The following is a 16,403-nucleotide window of genomic DNA, read 5'->3' on the forward strand; positions in this document are numbered from 1 at the left end:
GCCTAGAGGGTGGAGTGCAGGCGCAAGGTCCTGACCCCGCCGCCCGTCAGCAGCTCGATGATCCGCTCGCCCGCCGGCTTGCGGACGGCCGCTCCGCAGTCGGGGCAGGTGAAGGAGTAGAAGGTGGTGCGGCTGCTGGCGCCGATGGCCAGGCGCAGGGCGCTCGCGGTGAGCTCGAAGCGGCCCCGGCAGTCCGGGCAGCCGGCCCTGAACGTCACCGGCGTCACACTCTTCATCCCGGCGAACGCGGCGGCCACCGTCATTCCCATGCCTGACGTCGACGACTCGCTCAAAGCTCCTGCTCCTGCCTGCCGTGCTGACCGTCCTGAACCGCGGGGGCGCCATGAGCGCCGTGCGCCTCGACCCCGTCGTACGCCGCCAGCGCCTCGCGGGCCGCCTCGCGGGCGCTGTCGGCGAGGTCACGCGGCGAGACGATCCGGCCCTCGCGCCCGAGCCGCAGCGCCAGCCGCTTGAGCGAGGCGGGTTCCGGGGTGCGCAGAGTGATACGCAGCCCGCCGTCCGGAAGCTCATCCGCACTGTCGTGCGGGTAGTACTCGGCGACCCAGCGCCCGCCGGGGCCGACCTCGACGACGACCTCCGGGTCCTCGGCGGCGGGCTGCACCAGCCCCTCGGACAGGTCCCGCAGCTCGATCTCGGGCGGCGCGGACGGCTCGTCGAGGATCTTGATCTCGGCGACCCGGTCGAGCCGGAAGGTGCGGCGCGCCTCGGAGCGGCGGCACCAGGCCTCGACGTAGGTGTGACCGACGCTGACCAGGCGGATCGGGTCGATCTCGCGCTCGGTGACCTCGTCGCGGGCGGGCGAGTAGTAGCGGATCCACAGGCGGCGGCGCTCGGAGATGGCCCGGTCGACGTCCGCGAAGACGCCGCCCTCCGATTCGAAGGTCACGGACAGCCGGGAGCTGGCCCCCGCCTGCTCGCCGGCCGCGGCCTCCACCTTGGCGGTGGCCCGCAGCAGTGCCTGCCGGTCGCTCTCGCGCAGGCCGGGCAGCGTGGACACGGCGCGGGCGGCGACCAGCAGCGCGGTGGCCTCGTCGGAGGCGAGCCTGAGCGGCTCGGCGACGTCATCGGGGTTGTGCCACCAGATGCGCTCGCCGTCGGTGTCGATGTCGAGCAGATCGCCGCCGCGGAAGCTGGTGCCGCACATGGGCAGCACGTCGAGGTCGGAGACCAGCTCGTCCTCGGTGATCCCGAAGGCCCGGGCGACGTCCTCGACCCGGGCGCCGGGGCGCTCCCTCAGATACGTCATCAGGGAGAGCATCCGCCGGGTCTGGTCGATGGCATTGGCCGGCCTGGCCGGTTTTCCCACCACTTTCTTACGCCCCCTCAGCCCTTGGCCACGGCACGCAGCCGGTCCACCACGTCGGCCCGCAGTTCGGCGGGTTCCAGGACCACCACATCCGGCCCGAACTCCACCAGCCAGGCGTCCAGCCCGTGGCCGTACGGAATCTCCAGCTCGTCCCAGCCGTCCCCCAGTTCCCGTACCGAGGCGGCCTTGGCCCGCAGGGGGTAGCCCGCGCCGGCGCGCAGCCGGATCAGCGCGGAGCGGTCGGCGGTCTCGCCGGCCCAGCTCGCGACGGTCTCCCGGACGGTGACGACATCGGGCACGGGGGCGGTGAACCGGGCGCCACGGGTGCGCACCTTGCCGGTGATCCGGGACAGCCGGAACACCCGCTCGGCGCTGCGGTCGCGGTCCCAGCCCGCCAGGTACCAGTGGCCGCGCCAGCACTCCAGCGCCCACGGCTCGACGTGCCGGGGCTCGGGGTGGGCGGCGGTGGCCTTGCGGTAGTCGAAGACGACCGGGCGGCGGTCGCGGCAGGCCAGCATCAGGGGCTCGAAGGCGGCCTCGTGCACGGGGATGCGCGGCTCGAGGGCGCCATGGGTCTCGTACGGGTCGAAGTCCTCGGGGAGTCCCGCGGCGCGCAGCTTCTGCAGGGCGCCGCTGGCCGCGCCGGCGAGCCGGGCCTGCTGCCAGACCTTGGCGGCCAGCCCCAGGGCGGCGGCCTCCTCGGCGTCCAGGGTGACGGGCGGGAGGCGGTTGCTGTCGCGGCGGGCGAGGTAGCCGACCTCGCCGTCCAGGTTCTCGACGGTCTCGATGACCAGGCCGAGTTCGCGCAGATCGTCCTTGTCGCGCTCGAACATCCGGTTGAAGGAGTCGTCCGAGCCGGCTTCCAGATAGGCCTCGATGGACTCACGCAGCTCGCGTTTGCTCAGCGGCCGCCGCGTCCCGAGCAGACACAGCGCCAGGTTCATCAGTCGCTCGGCCTTGGCAATGGCCATCGACGCCCTTCGCCTCCCTATGGTGCTTACGGACGATGACCGTACCGCCCCGAAGTGGCGCGGCAAAAGCCGAGGGCCCATGCCCGGACAGGCATGGGCCCCAGGTGATCGAGACCGGTCGTACGACGATCAGACCCTGAGGAGTCAGACCCCGAGGAGGTCGACCACGAAGATCAGGGTCTCGCCGGGCTTGATCGCCGGGGTCGGGCTCTGGTTGCCGTAGGCGAGGTGGGCGGGGATGGTCAGCTGGCGGCGGCCGCCGACCTTCATGCCCTGCACGCCCTGGTCCCAGCCCTTGATGACCCGGCCGCCGCCCAGCGGGAAGCGGAAGGGAGTACCGCGGTTCCAGCTGGCGTCGAACTCCTCGCCGGTGCTGAAGGCAACGCCCACGTAGTGGACGGTGACGGTCTGACCCGCCTGCGCCACCTCGCCGTCGCCCTCCCAGATGTCCTTGATCTCCAGGTCCGCCGGGGGCTCGCCGCCCGGGAAGTCGATCTCGGGCTTGTCGATGCTCACGTCTCTAGCTCCTGCGTGTGTACGGAAAGTGCGTTGTACGGAAAGGCAACAGGCACAGTCTTACATCTCGGTGGGGTCACATCTTCGCGAGGATGTCGACCGTGAAGACCAGCGTGGAGTCCTTCTTGATCTCGCTGCCGGCCGGCGGGCTGTCGCCGTAGCCCAGGTCCGGCGGGACGACGATGAGGACGCGGCTGCCGACCTTCTTGCCGGTCAGGCCCTGCGACCAGCCCTTGACGACCTGCTGGAGCGAGAACGACGTCAGCGCCTTGCGGCCGTACGTCGAGTCGAACTCCTTGCCGGTGTCCCACAGGACGCCCTTGTACTGCACGAGGACGGTGTTCTCGGCGGCGACCTCGTCCCCGTCGCCCTCGATGACGTAGTTCGCGACCAGCTTCGTCGGCGCGGCGCTCTTGGGGACCTCGACGGAGGGCGCCTTGCCGTCGGTGTTGGTGCCGACCTTCGGCAGGTCCACGTTGTCCTGGGCGACATCCGTGCCCTTGGCGGAGCTCTTGGCGTTGAACGACTCCACCAGGTCGACGACGAAGACCAGCGTGTCGGTGCCCTTGATACCGCCCTCCGCGTAGCCCTCCTTGCCGTACCCCCAGGTCGGCGGGACCGCGAGCTGGACGCGGCTGCCGGCCTTCTTGCCGGTCAGGGCATACCGCCAGCCGTCGATGATGCTGCCCGAGGCGAGCTGGATGAGCAGGGGCGTCTTGCGGTCGTAGGAGTTGTCGAAGACCTTCGCCGTGTCCCAGATCTGACCGAGGTAGTTCGCCTGGATGTAGTCGTTCTCGGCCACGGTGGTGCCGCTGCCCGCGATGACCGTCTTCACCGCGAGGTCCTTGGAGGGGTCGCCGCTGCCCTTGGCGACGGTGGGCTTCTCGCCGAACTTCGCGCCCGCGGTGATCGCCGGAAGGGGACCGTCGACGATCTTCGGCGCCGGAACGGACGCCGAGCCCGACGGCGAGGGCGAGGGCGACGCACTGTCGCTCGCCTCGCTCGAGCCGGACTCGTCGTCACCACATCCGGCGAGTGCGACCAGTCCTGTGGGTACGGCGATGAGAAGTGAGCGTCGGCGCACGGTGGGGGCCTCGTAATCGGTCGATCTTGTTGATGGCGTGCGCGCAACTCTACGGCGTGAGAAGGGCGCCGTACGTGAAACGTACGGCGCCCGTGTTGCGTTCCGAATGTTCCTTCGGAACGGACGTGCTCACATTCCGGCGATCAGCTTCTCGACCCGGTCGTCCACCGAACGGAACGGGTCCTTGCACAACACTGTGCGCTGAGCCTGGTCGTTGAGCTTGAGGTGGACCCAGTCGACCGTGAAGTCACGGCGCTGTTCCTGCGCCCGCCGGATGAAGTCGCCGCGCAGGCGCGCCCGAGTGGTCTGCGGCGGCACCGACTTGCCTTCGAAGATCTTCAAGTCGTTGCAGATCCGGGCGGCTTGGCCCTTCTTCTCCAGCAGGTAGTACAGGCCACGACGGCGGTGGATGTCGTGGTAGGCGAGGTCTATCTGCGCGACCCGCGGGTGGGACATGGTCATGTTGTGCTTGGCCCGGTACCGCTCGATGAGCTTGTACTTCATGACCCAGTCGATCTCGGTGCCGATCCGGTCGAGGTCCTCGGCCTCGATCGCGTCGAGCGTACGGCCCCACAGCTCCAGGACCTGCTCCACGGTGCCGGTGCGGATGCCGCGGCGCTCGCAGAAGTCCACGGCCTTCTCGAAGTACTCGCGCTGCACCTCCAGGGCGGAGGCCTCGCGGCCGCTGGCCAGGCGGACCTTGCGGCGGCCGGTGATGTCGTGGCTGACCTCGCGGATCGCCCGGATCGGGTTCTCCAGGGTCAGGTCGCGCATCACGGTGCCGGCCTCGATCATGCGCAGTACCAGGTCGGTGGCGCCGACCTTGAGCAGCATGGTCGTCTCGGACATGTTGGAGTCGCCCACGATCACGTGCAGGCGGCGGTAGCGCTCGGCGTCGGCGTGCGGTTCGTCGCGGGTGTTGATGATCGGCCGGGAGCGGGTCGTCGCCGAGGAGACGCCCTCCCAGATGTGCTCGGCCCGCTGGCTGACGCAGTACACCGCGCCCCGCGGGGTCTGCAGCACCTTGCCGGCGCCGCAGAGAAGCTGCCTCGTGACGAGGAACGGAATCAGGATGTCGGCGAGCCGGGAGAACTCCCCGTGCCGGGCCACCAGATAGTTCTCGTGACAACCGTAGGAGTTGCCCGCCGAGTCGGTGTTGTTCTTGAAGAGGTAGACGTCGCCCGCGATTCCTTCCTCGTGCAGGCGTCGTTCGGCGTCTACCAGGAGTCCTTCCAGAATGCGCTCGCCTGCTTTGTCGTGGGTGACCAGTTCGGTCACGTTGTCACATTCGGGTGTCGCGTATTCCGGATGTGACCCGACATCGAGATAAAGGCGGGCACCGTTCCGCAGAAAGACATTGCTGCTGCGGCCCCATGACACGACACGGCGGAAGAGGTACCGCGCCACCTCGTCGGGAGACAGGCGTCGCTGTCCCCTGAACGTACACGTGACGCCGTACTCGTTCTCCAGCCCGAAAATGCGGCGGTCCATGAGTGAACATTACGCCCGATCCCCCGAGCTGAAACGGGGTTCGACAGCACGGTTTGGATCATTTTCCGATGAAGCCGCAACCACCGTGCCCCCGGCGGAAGCTGCGAGGACCCGCCGCGTGGTCAGCAGAACGAGCAGCGACACGGCTCCCGCGGCGCCCGGTACGGCGAACCCCCACAGGGCGCCGCCGGCCTCGACGACCGGCCCCGTGAGGCCCGTTCCGACGGACGTGCCCACGGTGAACGTCGTCACCAACCAGGAGAACGCCTCGGTGACCGTCCCGCGCGGTGCGTGCCGGTCGACGAGGACGAACGCGCAGGCGATGACGGGCGCGAGGAAGACGCCCGCGAGGACCGTGAGCAGCGTCATGGCCACCGCGCCCGGTATCAGCATCAGCGGCAGGTAACACACCGCCAGAAGGGCCACCAGGGCCTGCAGTCGCCGCACCGGTTCGCCGGTCCACTGCCGCGCCCCGTAGGACAGGCCGCCGATGAGCGCGCCGAGGCCGATGCCCGCCATCAGCCAGCCGTACACCACGTCGCCGCCGTTGTCGTCGGCGTAGGAGACGGAGGCCACGGTGATGGAGCCGAGCGCGATGCCGACGAAGAAGAGCGCGCCCAGCAGGGCGAGGAGTCCGGGCGAGCGCAGTGCGCCGAGCCAGTGCGCCTCGCGGGGCGCCGACCGCCACGCGCGCGAGGGCGGCGAGACGGACACGGAGAGCGCGCCGAGCACCCCGATGACGTTCAGGACGAGCAGCGCGGCCTGCGCCGACCACAGCGACGTGCACAGGGTCACGAGCAAGGGGCCCGCGGTGAACATGACTTCCTGCGCCACGGCGTCCATGGCGTACGCCGTGTGCACCTGGCCCTCCTTGTGCAGGACGCTGGACCACAGCGCGCGCAGACCGCCCTCCAGGGGCGGTGTGAACAGCCCGGCGGCAGCCACGGCGGCGTAGGCCAGGGGCAGCGGCTCGGTGCCGGTGAAGGCGAAGGTGGCCATCGCGAGGGCCGACAGGACGGCGGCGGACAGCTGGACGCGCGGCTGGCCGTGGAGGTCCACGAGCCGCCCCAGCACCGGCTGGCCCACCGCGTTGGCCACGCCGTACACGGCCACGAGTGCCCCGGCCAGGCTGTAGGAGCCGCCCTCCGCGCGGACGAACAGCACGATCGCGATCGCGGCGGTGGCGTTCGGCAGCCTCCCCACGAGGGTGCCGACGAGCAGCCGGGCGGCGTGCCTCGCCCTGAGGATCTCCAGGTATCCCACGGCCCTGTCCCGTCCTTCCCTCGCGGTTGACGCTTGCCGATCACACGTCGCGTGTTACGTATAACGTCCTCTGTCATACGTACCATGTGCGCTGTCCACGCGTCCAGACGAAGGAGCAGGCAGCCGGTGGCACGAGGCAGCACCCGCCCCACGAGCCGTGACGTCGCCCAGGCCGCCGGCGTCTCCCAGGCCGCGGTCTCCCTGGTCCTGGGCGACAAGTGGCGCGGGCGGGTGTCGGAGACCACCGCCGAACGCGTCCGGGAGGCCGCCCGCGAGCTGGGCTACCGGCCCAACCTGGCCGCCCGCAACCTGCGCCTGGGCCGCACCCGCACGGTGCTGCTGGTGGTCCCCGCGCTGACGACCGAGTTCTTCGCCGGCGTCTACACGGGCGCGGCCCGGGTCGCCGCCGAACACGGCTTCGGGGTGGTCCTGTATCCCTCCCCCGAGGGCATCGGCCCCGCCCGGGACCCCTTCGCCTCCGCGCAGGCCGCCCTGGACGGCGTCATCGCCTCCTCCATGGCCGCCGACGCCCTCTCCGCGATCCGCGGCGACCAGCTGCCGTTGGTGATGCTGGACAGCGACCCGTCGGGAAGCCTCGGCGTGGCCACGGTCAACCTGGACATCACCGACGGCGTGCGGCAGGTCGCCGAGCACCTCCTGGGCCTGGGACACCGCCGCTTCCTGCACCTGGCGGCGGACGTGCCGTCCTGGACCTTCGAGGTGCGCGCCCGCGAGCTGGCCGCCCGGGTCGGCGAGGTGCCCGGCACCTCGCTGCGCACGGCCCGCGCGCCGATCTCCATCGAGGGCGCCCTGGCAGCCGCCGAGACCGCGCTGGCCGCCCCGGGCCCGCGACCGACGGCGCTGGTCTGCGACGACGACAAGCTCGCCGCCGGCGCCTACAAGGCGCTGCGGCGCCTGGGACTGCGCGTCCCCGACGACGTGTCCGTCACCGGGCTCGACGACCTCGCTCTGGCCACGGCCATCGACCCGGAGCTGACGACGGTCCGGCTGGACGCCGAGCTGTTCGGCGAGCGCGGCATGCAGGCCCTTCTGGCGGTCCTGGAGGGCCGTACTCCCGAGGCCGGGGATATTCCCGTCGAGCTGGTCGTGCGGGGCTCCACGGGGCCCCCGAGCGCCTCCTGAAGCGCCTGTGCCCCGGCCGAGGGTCGGCCGGGGCACATCGGAAGCGGGATGGGCTACTTCTCGTCGGGTTCCTCGGCGCTCTCCGCCTCGGTGGTCGCTCCGCCGGCCTCCAGCAGCCGGCCCAGCTGCCCGCCGACGATGCGCTTGAACTTGCGCTTCTGCGGACGCGTACGGTCCAGCACCGCGACCTCCAGGCGCTCGGCGGGGATCTCCCGCTCGCTGCCGTTGGTGTCCCGGGACAGCGCCTGGACGGCCAGCTTCAGCGCCCCGGCGAGCGACATGCCGTCCTCGTGACGCTGGTCCAGGTAGCTGCTGATCGTCTCGGCGTTGCCGCCGACCGCGACCGAGCCGTGCTCGTCCACGATCGAACCGTCGTGCGGCAGCCGGTAGATCTGGTCGCCCTCGGGCGTCTCCCCGACCTCGGCGACGACCAGCTCCACCTCGTACGGCTTCTCGGCCGCGGACGAGAAGATCGTGCCCAAGGTCTGTGCGTAGACGTTGGCCAGACCTCGGGCCGTCACGTCGTCACGGTCGTAGGTGTAGCCCCGCAGGTCGGCGTACCGGACGCCGCCGATGCGGAGGTTCTCGTACTCGTTGTACTTGCCGGCGGCCGCGAAGCCGATCCGGTCGTAGATCTCGCTGAACTTGTGCAGCGCGCGGGACGGGTTCTCGCCGACGAAGACGATGCCGTCGGCGTACTGCAGCACGACCAGGCTGCGGCCACGGGCGATGCCCTTGCGGGCGTACTCCGCCCGGTCGGCCATGGCCTGCTGGGGTGAGACATAGAACGGCGTCGACACCGGTTATCCGTCCCTCTCTTCTGAGTTCCGTCGAATTCCCTGGATCACCTTGGTAAGAACCGGCCCGTCGGCTAGAGCAGCGCGGCGCGCGGGCCGTCGGGCTGCTCCAGGCGCCGCTCCAGGATCGAGCGGGCGATCTCGGAGGACTCGTCCTCGCCGAGCCGGCGGAAGCCGTCCTCGGTGATCACGGTGACGATGGGGTAGATCCGGCGCGCGACATCGGGACCGCCGGTCGCCGAGTCGTCGTCTGCCGCGTCGTAGAGGGCCTGCACCACGAGCATCGTGGCCTCGGCCTCGGTCAGGCCGTCGTGGAAGAGCTTCTTCATGGCGCCCCGGGCGAAGACCGACCCGGAGCCGGTGGCGGCGAAGTTGTGCTCCTCGGAGCGGCCGCCGGTGACGTCGTAGGAGAAGATGCGGCCCTTGCCGCGGTCCACGTCGAACCCGGCGAAGAGCGGGACCACGGCCAGGCCCTGCATGGCCATGCCGAGGTTGGAACGGATCATGGTCGACAGGCGGTTCGCCTTGCCCTCCAGGGAGAGCTGCGCACCCTCGACCTTCTCGAAGTGCTCCAGCTCCAGCTGGAAGAGCTTGACCATCTCGACCGCGAGACCGGCGGTGCCGGCGATGCCGACGGCCGAGTACTCGTCGGCCGGGAAGACCTTCTCGATGTCGCGCTGTGCGATGACATTGCCCATCGTGGCGCGCCGGTCACCGGCGAGCACGACACCGCCGGGGAACGTCACGGCCACGATCGTGGTGCCGTGCGGCGCCTCGATCACGCCCTGGGTGGGCGGGAGCTGCCGGTTGCCCGGGAGGATCTCCGGCTGGTGTTCGGACAGGAAGTCCATGAAAGAGGACGACCCAGGCGTCAGGAAGGCAGCTGGTAGACGCCCGGTGCTACGAGTGTTGGCTTCCACGCGATTCCTTCCAGGTAGTCGGCAGCTCGGTTCATCGCTTCGGGGTCATCCCTCAACAGGCCGAGGCCGGAATTGCAGTTGAAGCACAGTACGCCACGGACCCTACCCGTCTCGTGGCAGTGATCAACCTGGGTGGCAGGCGCCGCCAAACAGATACAACAGACGCCCCCTTGAGCCAGGATCATCTGGTCACGCTCGGCTTCGGTGATGCCGTACTTCCTGCGAAGATGGCCAGCCGGGCCGGTGGCTGCCTTGCAGGTCTTGCACCGGCTTGCCAGACCGTCCGGCGCGCTGTTCTTGCGGTGCCACTCGCTGTGGGGCTTGACCTCTCCGCAGCCACGACAGGGCTTGTGGCCAGGCGGGACAGGCACCTTCTCGCGTACTGTCCGCCCCTTCGCCTCCTGGCGCTGCCGGTAGTACTCCGATGAGCACTCCCGGCAGTACGCCTGGAGCCCGTCACGCATGGACTTGTTACTCGCGAAGTCCGTCCGCGGTCTAACCTCCCGGCACCGCGAACACCTCTTCGCCTGCTCGTCGAGCACTCGACGACTCCCCTGTCGCTTCACCTTCGATTCGAAGGGAGAATGTGCCTACTGGCCACCCTTTTGAACGAAGCTTCGCACGAAATCCTCTGCGTTCTCCTCCAAGACATCGTCAATCTCGTCCAGGACGGAGTCCACGTCGTCGCTCAACTTCTCCTGGCGCTCCTTGAGGTCTTCGGATGCCTGCGCCTCGGGCGCCTCCTCGACCTCCTCGGTGTTGCGCGTCGCCTTCTGCTGTCCGCCGCCGGTGTCCTTGGTCGCCATAACCCTCACCCCGCTCGGTTCGACGTTCTTGATCAGACCCTACAAGCAGGGTCCGACATCGGCCCCGCAGTTCCCTCAACATCCGGGGACCACCTCGATGATTCCCGGACGGAGAGGATTCCACCCCGGGGTACCGCGTCGGCCCCGAGTACCCGTCAGTTGCCGGACAGCACCCTGACCAGGTCTTCCGCCGTACGGCAACGGTCCAGGAGCTCCTTGACGTGATTACGCGTTCCGCGAAGCGGTTCCAGGGTTGGGACCCGCTGGAGCGAGTCCCGGCCCGGCAGGTCGAAGATCACGGAGTCCCAGGAGGCCGCGGCGACGTCGTCGGCGTACTGCTCCAGGCAGCGGCCTCGGAAGTACGCGCGCGTGTCCTCAGGTGGCTTCGTACGGGCCCGCTCGACCTCGTCGTCGGTCAGCAGCCGCTTGATGCGGCCGCGGGCCGCCAGACGGTTGTAGAGGCCCTTGTCGGGCCGTACGTCGGCGTACTGCAGGTCGACCAGGTGCAGCCGGGCGGCGTCCCAGTCGAGGTCGTCGCGGCGCCGGTAGCCCTCCATGAGCTCCCGCTTGGCGACCCAGTCCAGCTCGCCGGCCAGGCTCATGGGGTCGTTCTCCAGCCGGTTGAGGGTGTCCTCCCAACGGGCCAGGACGTCCTTGGTCTGCTCGTCGGCGTCCGCGCCGTACCGCTCCTCCACGTACTTGCGCGACAGCTCGAAGTACTCCATCTGCAGCTGGACCGCGGTGAGTGTCCGGCCGCTGCGGAGCGTGACCAGACGCTTGAGCGTCGGGTCGTGGGAGACCTGGTGGAGGGTGCGTACGGGCTGGTCCACCGCCAGGTCGACGGCGATGAAGCCGTCCTCGATCATGGACAGGACCAGGGCCGTCGTGCCCAGCTTCAGGTAGGTCGAGATCTCCGAGAGGTTCGCGTCGCCGATGATCACGTGCAGGCGGCGGTACTTCTCGGCGTCGGCGTGCGGCTCGTCCCGGGTGTTGATGATCGGGCGCTTGAGGGTGGTCTCCAGGCCCACCTCGACCTCGAAGTAGTCGGCGCGCTGGCTCAGCTGGAAGCCGTGCTCGTGCCCGTCCTGTCCGACGCCGACGCGGCCCGCTCCGGTGACGACCTGGCGGGAGACGAAGAACGGCGTCAGGTGGCGCACGATGTCCGAGAAGGGGGTCTCCCGCTTCATCAGGTAGTTCTCGTGCGTGCCGTAGGACGCGCCCTTGTTGTCGGTGTTGTTCTTGTAGAGGTGGATCGGCTGGGCGCCGGGGAGCTGGGCCGCCCGCTCCGCCGCCTCGGCCATGATGCGCTCGCCGGCCTTGTCCCACAGGACGGCGTCGCGCGGGTTGGTGACCTCGGGGGCGCTGTACTCGGGGTGTGCGTGGTCGACGTAGAGCCGCGCGCCGTTGGTGAGGATCACGTTGGCCAGGCCGATGTCCTCGTCGGTGAGCTGGCTCGAGTCGGCGGCCTCGCGGGCGAGGTCGAAGCCTCGCGCGTCCCGCAGCGGATTCTCCTCCTCGAAATCCCAGCGGGCCCGGCGGGCCCGGTGCATCGCCGCCGCGTAGGCGTTGACGATCTGGGACGAGGTGAGCATGGCATTGGCGTTGGGGTGACCGGGGACGGAGATCCCGTACTCCGTCTCGATGCCCATTACTCGCCGTACGGTCATGCGGCCCTCCTTGCCCGGCGGCGCCCTCGGTCGGGGGCGCCGCTCAAGTACCGCTGGCGCTCCGGTGCGTGTGCGGTGCCCGTCCCCGCACTGCGCGACTCGGCGGTACCGAAGAGCCTAGAACGCCTCTGCGCTGGTGGGGAGATCATTTGCGTCATTACCTTGCTCCAGCTCGCCCGAAAAACAGTCGGCTGCGGGTACCCGGTGAGGGGCACCCGCAGCCGCCCTGTCTTTTACAGGTACTGACCGGTGTTCGCCACCGTGTCGATGGAGCGTCCGGTGTCCGCACCCTGCTTTCCGGTGATGAGCGTACGGATGTAGACGATCCGCTCGCCCTTCTTGCCGGAGATGCGGGCCCAGTCGTCCGGGTTGGTGGTGTTGGGCAGGTCCTCGTTCTCCTTGAACTCGTCCACACAGGCCTGCAGGAGGTGGGAGACCCTCAGACCCTTCTGGTTGTGCTCCAGGAAGTCCTTGATCGCCATTTTCTTGGCGCGGCCCACGATGTTCTCGATCATGGCGCCGGAATTGAAGTCCTTGAAGTAGAGGACTTCCTTGTCGCCGTTGGCGTAGGTGACTTCCAGGAAGCGGTTTTCCTCGGATTCGGCGTACATGTGTTCCACGGCCGTCTGGATCATGCTCTGGACCGTGGAGGCCTTGCTGCCGCTGTGCTCGCCGACGTCATCGGAGTGCAGCGGCAGACGCTCGGTGAGGTACTTGCCGAAGATGTCCTTGGCCGCCTCGGCGTCCGGACGCTCGATCTTGATCTTCACGTCCAGCCGGCCGGGCCGCAGGATGGCGGGGTCGATCATGTCCTCGCGGTTGGAGGCGCCGATCACGACCACGTTCTGCAGGCCTTCCACGCCGTCGATCTCGGCGAGCAGCTGCGGGACGATGGTGTTCTCCACGTCCGAGCTGACACCGGAGCCACGGGTGCGGAAGAGGGACTCCATCTCGTCGAAGAAGACGATGACGGGAGTGCCCTCGCTGGCCTTCTCACGAGCACGCTGGAAGACCAGGCGGATCTGCCGCTCGGTCTCGCCGACGTACTTGTTCAGGAGCTCGGGACCCTTGATGTTGAGGAAGAAGCTCTTGCCCGTGGCCTGTCCGGTCACCTCGGCGACCTTCTTGGCCAGCGAGTTGGCGACGGCCTTGGCGATGAGTGTCTTGCCGCATCCAGGAGGCCCGTAGAGCAGGACGCCCTTGGGCGGCCGCAGTTCGTGCTCCTTAAACAGATCGGGATAGAGGTACGGGAGCTCGACCGCGTCGCGGATGGCCTCGATCTGGCCGCCGAGACCACCGATCTGCTCGTAGCCGATGTCCGGGACCTCTTCGAGGACGAGTTCCTCGACCTCGCTCTTGGGAACGACCTCGTAGACATATCCGGAGCGCGGTTCGAGAAGCAGGGCGTCGCCGGGGCGGATGACCACGTCCAGCAGCGGCTCGGCGAGCCGTACCACCCGTTCCTCGTCGGTGTGCCCCACCACGAGGGCGCGCTCGCCGTCCTCGAGGATCTCCTTGAGGGTGACGATGTCGCCGACGCTCTCGTACTCCATGGCCTCGACCACGTTGAGAGCCTCGTTGAGCATCACTTCCTGGCCGCGCCGGAGCTCCTCGAGTTCCACGCTCGGGCTGACGTTCACCCGCAGCTTGCGGCCGCCGGTGAAGATGTCCGCCGTGCCGTCCTCATTCGCCACGAGGAAGACACCGAAGCCGGCCGGCGGCTGTGCGAGCCGGTCGACCTCCTCCTTGAGGGCCACGATCTGGTCGCGGGCCTCACGGAGCGTGTTGGCGAGTCGCTCGTTCTGGGCGGACACGCCGGCCAGATTGGTCTGCAGCTCGACGATCCGCTCTTCGAGAATCCTCGTGTGTCGCGGAGAGTCGGCGAGCTTGCGTCGCAGGACGGCGATCTCCTGCTCAAGGTAGGCAACCTGCCCGGCAGGGTCTTCGGACCCTCGTCCCGGGCGGATGCCGCGGTTCATGTCGTCGTCGTGGGCTGCCACGGTCCTCACCTCCTCCAAGGGGAGCTGGACGCTTCCAGACCCTACCTGGGTGGGTGTCGATTGAAACCCCTAGATCACAAAGACTGTCGGGGTGTGTCCGATCTTCACCCTTGCGCTCTCCCTCACGCCAGGTGAATACCCACCGAACATGATTGGAAAGCTGCCGGAGGTAGGGTCGAAGCGTTCAACACCCGTCAGAGCTGGCCGGATTCCCGTTCGGCTCGACGCAGAAACGGCAGGAGACATGAGCGTGCAGCAGGAGGCCGGGGCCGGTGGCGAGGATCTGGAGGTCTGGATCGACCAGGATCTCTGTACCGGCGACGGCATCTGCGCCCAGTACGCGCCCGAGGTGTTCGAGCTGGACATCGACGGCCTGGCCTATGTGAAGGGCTCCGACGACGAGCTGCTCCAGGCCAAGGGAGCCACAACGCCCGTACCGCTACCGCTTCTCACGGATGTAGTGGACTCCGCCAAGGAGTGCCCGGGCGACTGCATCCACGTCCGTCGGGTTTCGGACAGGGTCGAGATCTACGGCCCGGACGCCGAGTGATCTTGCCGCTACGCGGCGTTACCACTGTCGGATTTCTCACACACTCACGTTGCGCGGCTCAGACGGTCTGTGTTCCGGCGGGTGTCGAGCGGACGAACGCGTCGTTCTTCCACCGCCACTTCGCGCTGTCCTTCACGTCGGGACAGCAACTGGGCACGTCGGCGGACGAGTAGCCGAGGAGTGTCGCGAGGACGGCTCCGTCCCGGAGGGCGAAGTCGGTCACGGTGAGGCGGTCCTTGGGATCGATCAGAGTGGCGACGACCCGCGGCTTGCCGGTCTCCGCGGCCCGGGTGAGGACGTACACGCCGTCGGGCGGAGTTCCCATCGGCGCGTCGCAGTGCACCACGACGACCGTCTCCGGACTGCCGTCGCCGTCAAGGTCTCCGGAAGCCTTCTTCTGCACGAGTTCCCTGACCCGGCCGCACTCGATCGGGAAGTCGACGCCCGCGGGATCAGGGGGCGCGGTGACGGCCGGGGCGCCTTTGGCCTGAGTGCCGGCCGCCTGGGCGGCCGTGGCCGGGTTGGGCTGCAGGACCGAGGAGAGGGCCACGACACCGGCGACCGCCGTCGCGGTGGCGACCCAGTGGATCGGGCGGGTGTGAGTGTGTGCCAGTTCCGGGACGGCGGATTGCTGCACTAGGAAGGTCTCCCGTGAGGGCTGTGCCGGTGGGGGTGGCCTGCATGGTGCCATACGTCACAGTGCGAGGGAACGGCGGGGTGGGAGTTCAGACGTCCCGGCTCTGTGGCTGGGGTTGCGGGTTCTGCGTGGACGGAGCTGCCGGTTCTGCGGTTGTGCGGGGGCTGCCGGTTCCAGGGGTGTGGACAGGGCTGCCGGTGCTACGGATTCTGGCGCCGTGTCAACGTGGGTGCGCCGTGGCCCAGTTCCCTGGTGTCTGGGGGAACTGGGCCACGGTGCTTGTACGTTGTCGCGGCACGAGGCCGCCCTGGGGCAGGCTCTAGCGGCCGGCGCCCGCGTCGGCGTTGGGACCGGTGTAGTCCTCGCCGTAGGCGCCCTTGGCGGGGCGGCGGCGGCGCATGGGCGGCTCGACGCCGTCGGCGAGGCGGCGGGCGGTGAGCAGGAAGCCGGTGTGGCCGATCATCCGGTGGTCCGGGCGGACGGCCAGGCCCTCGACGTGCCAGTTGCGGATCATCGACTCCCAGGAGGTCGGCTCGTTGAAGCAGCCGATCTCGCGGATGGACTCGACGGTCCGGGCGAGCTGGGTGGTGGTCGCCACGTAGCAGCACAGGATGCCGCCGGGCACGAGCGCCTTGGAGACGGCCTCCAGGCACTCCCAGGGGGCGAGCATGTCGAGGATGACGCGGTCCACGTCGGGGTCGCTCAGGTTGTCCTGGAGGTCGCCGACGGTGAGCTGCCAGGCCGGGTGCGGGCCGCCGAAGTAGCGCTCCACGTTCTGCTGGGCGATCTCGGCGAAGTCCTCGCGGCGCTCGTAGGAGTGCAGCATGCCCTGGTCGCCGATGGCGCGCAGCAGGAAACTGCTGAGCGAGCCGGAGCCGACGCCGGCCTCGACGACGCGTGCGCCGGGGAAGATGTCGGCGAAGGCGAGGATCTGTCCCGCGTCCTTGGGGTAGACCACGGCGGCGCCGCGGGGCATGGACAGGACGTAGTCGGGGAGCAGGGGGCGCAGCGCGAGGTAGGCGACGTTCCCGGTGGTACGGACAACGCTGCCCTCGGGAGCACCGATCAGTTCGTCGTGCGGGAAGGAACCCTTGTGGGTGTGGAAGTTCTTCCCGGCCTCGAGCGTGAACGTGTAGTGGCGGCCCTTGGGGTCGGTCAGCTGAACCTGGTCCCCGACCTTGAAGGGCCCGCGCCTGCGGGCGGCACCGGTCGGTTCGGACATGTGAACAGC

At 69.0% G+C, this 16,403-nt stretch carries 17 protein-coding genes; 2 read left to right on the forward strand and 15 right to left on the reverse strand.

What is annotated here, in order from left to right; translation table 11 throughout:
- Positions 1-2: 2 nt before the first annotated feature.
- From AC5P09_RS04510 to AC5P09_RS04540, 7 genes are all read right to left on the reverse strand, one after another.
- Positions 3-293, reverse strand: a complete 291-nt coding sequence (locus AC5P09_RS04510) for a hypothetical protein (RefSeq protein WP_493872543.1) — start codon at positions 291-293, stop codon at positions 3-5.
- Positions 290-1,330, reverse strand: coding sequence for a helix-turn-helix transcriptional regulator (locus tag AC5P09_RS04515; RefSeq protein WP_493872544.1), 1,041 nt, complete (start codon positions 1,328-1,330; stop codon positions 290-292). The genes AC5P09_RS04510 and AC5P09_RS04515 overlap by 4 nt, the downstream gene beginning before the upstream one ends.
- Before the next feature lie 14 nt (positions 1,331-1,344).
- Complete coding sequence (locus tag AC5P09_RS04520; RefSeq protein WP_266442596.1) at positions 1,345-2,298, reverse strand: helix-turn-helix transcriptional regulator; 954 nt, start codon at positions 2,296-2,298, stop codon at positions 1,345-1,347.
- 144 nt (positions 2,299-2,442) lie between these two features.
- The gene (locus AC5P09_RS04525; RefSeq protein WP_030835713.1) at positions 2,443-2,814 is read right to left on the reverse strand and encodes an FKBP-type peptidyl-prolyl cis-trans isomerase; all 372 of its coding nucleotides are present in this window, start codon (positions 2,812-2,814) and stop codon (positions 2,443-2,445) included.
- 76 nt (positions 2,815-2,890) lie between these two features.
- Entirely contained in the window at positions 2,891-3,898 is a 1,008-nt protein-coding gene (locus AC5P09_RS04530) for an FKBP-type peptidyl-prolyl cis-trans isomerase (RefSeq protein WP_493872545.1), read from the reverse strand.
- A gap of 129 nt (positions 3,899-4,027) precedes the next feature.
- Positions 4,028-5,389 (reverse strand): Pup--protein ligase, encoded by a 1,362-nt coding sequence (gene pafA, locus AC5P09_RS04535; protein WP_121404192.1) that lies wholly within the window; start codon positions 5,387-5,389, stop codon positions 4,028-4,030.
- 9 nt (positions 5,390-5,398) lie between these two features.
- Positions 5,399-6,652: an MFS transporter gene (locus AC5P09_RS04540; protein WP_493872546.1), complete on the reverse strand. Its 1,254-nt coding sequence runs from the start codon at positions 6,650-6,652 to the stop codon at positions 5,399-5,401.
- A gap of 126 nt (positions 6,653-6,778) precedes the next feature.
- Here AC5P09_RS04540 and AC5P09_RS04545 point away from each other — a divergent pair, with 126 nt between their 5' ends.
- Positions 6,779-7,795, forward strand: a complete 1,017-nt coding sequence (locus AC5P09_RS04545) for a LacI family DNA-binding transcriptional regulator (RefSeq protein ID WP_493872547.1) — start codon at positions 6,779-6,781, stop codon at positions 7,793-7,795.
- Positions 7,796-7,848: 53 nt separating this feature from the next.
- On the opposite strand, the gene prcA is transcribed toward AC5P09_RS04545, so the two are convergent.
- The 6 genes from prcA to arc form a co-directional block, all read right to left on the reverse strand.
- A complete protein-coding gene (gene prcA, locus AC5P09_RS04550; RefSeq protein ID WP_266442580.1) occupies positions 7,849-8,595 on the reverse strand; it encodes a proteasome subunit alpha in 747 nt (248 codons plus the stop codon).
- Positions 8,596-8,666: 71 nt separating this feature from the next.
- The gene (gene prcB, locus AC5P09_RS04555) at positions 8,667-9,512 is read right to left on the reverse strand and encodes a proteasome subunit beta (RefSeq protein ID WP_493872548.1); all 846 of its coding nucleotides are present in this window, start codon (positions 9,510-9,512) and stop codon (positions 8,667-8,669) included.
- Entirely contained in the window at positions 9,464-10,054 is a 591-nt protein-coding gene (locus tag AC5P09_RS04560) for an endonuclease domain-containing protein (protein ID WP_493872549.1), read from the reverse strand. The genes prcB and AC5P09_RS04560 overlap by 49 nt, the downstream gene beginning before the upstream one ends.
- Before the next feature lie 48 nt (positions 10,055-10,102).
- Positions 10,103-10,318 carry a ubiquitin-like protein Pup gene (locus AC5P09_RS04565; RefSeq protein ID WP_030038375.1) on the reverse strand — a complete coding sequence of 72 codons (216 nt, stop codon included), beginning with the start codon at positions 10,316-10,318 and terminating at the stop codon, positions 10,103-10,105.
- Positions 10,319-10,473: 155 nt separating this feature from the next.
- Positions 10,474-11,985, reverse strand: a complete 1,512-nt coding sequence (gene dop / locus AC5P09_RS04570; RefSeq protein WP_493872550.1) for a depupylase/deamidase Dop — start codon at positions 11,983-11,985, stop codon at positions 10,474-10,476.
- Between the two features lie 233 nt (positions 11,986-12,218).
- On the reverse strand, positions 12,219-13,985 hold the full coding sequence (gene arc, locus AC5P09_RS04575) for a proteasome ATPase (RefSeq protein WP_266442570.1): 1,767 nt from the start codon (positions 13,983-13,985) through the stop codon (positions 12,219-12,221).
- A 244-nt stretch (positions 13,986-14,229) separates the two neighbouring features.
- Between arc and AC5P09_RS04580 the strand changes: the two genes are divergently transcribed.
- Positions 14,230-14,535 carry a ferredoxin gene (locus AC5P09_RS04580; protein ID WP_345564017.1) on the forward strand — a complete coding sequence of 102 codons (306 nt, stop codon included), beginning with the start codon at positions 14,230-14,232 and terminating at the stop codon, positions 14,533-14,535.
- Between the two features lie 58 nt (positions 14,536-14,593).
- Here AC5P09_RS04580 and AC5P09_RS04585 read toward each other — a convergent pair whose 3' ends face one another.
- Positions 14,594-15,172, reverse strand: a complete 579-nt coding sequence (locus AC5P09_RS04585; protein WP_493872551.1) for a hypothetical protein — start codon at positions 15,170-15,172, stop codon at positions 14,594-14,596.
- A 319-nt stretch (positions 15,173-15,491) separates the two neighbouring features.
- Positions 15,492-16,394 (reverse strand): tRNA (adenine-N1)-methyltransferase, encoded by a 903-nt coding sequence (locus AC5P09_RS04590; protein WP_266442558.1) that lies wholly within the window; start codon positions 16,392-16,394, stop codon positions 15,492-15,494.
- Between the last annotated feature and the right edge of the window lie 9 nt (positions 16,395-16,403).

The organism is Streptomyces sp. a15 (genome assembly GCF_059026085.1).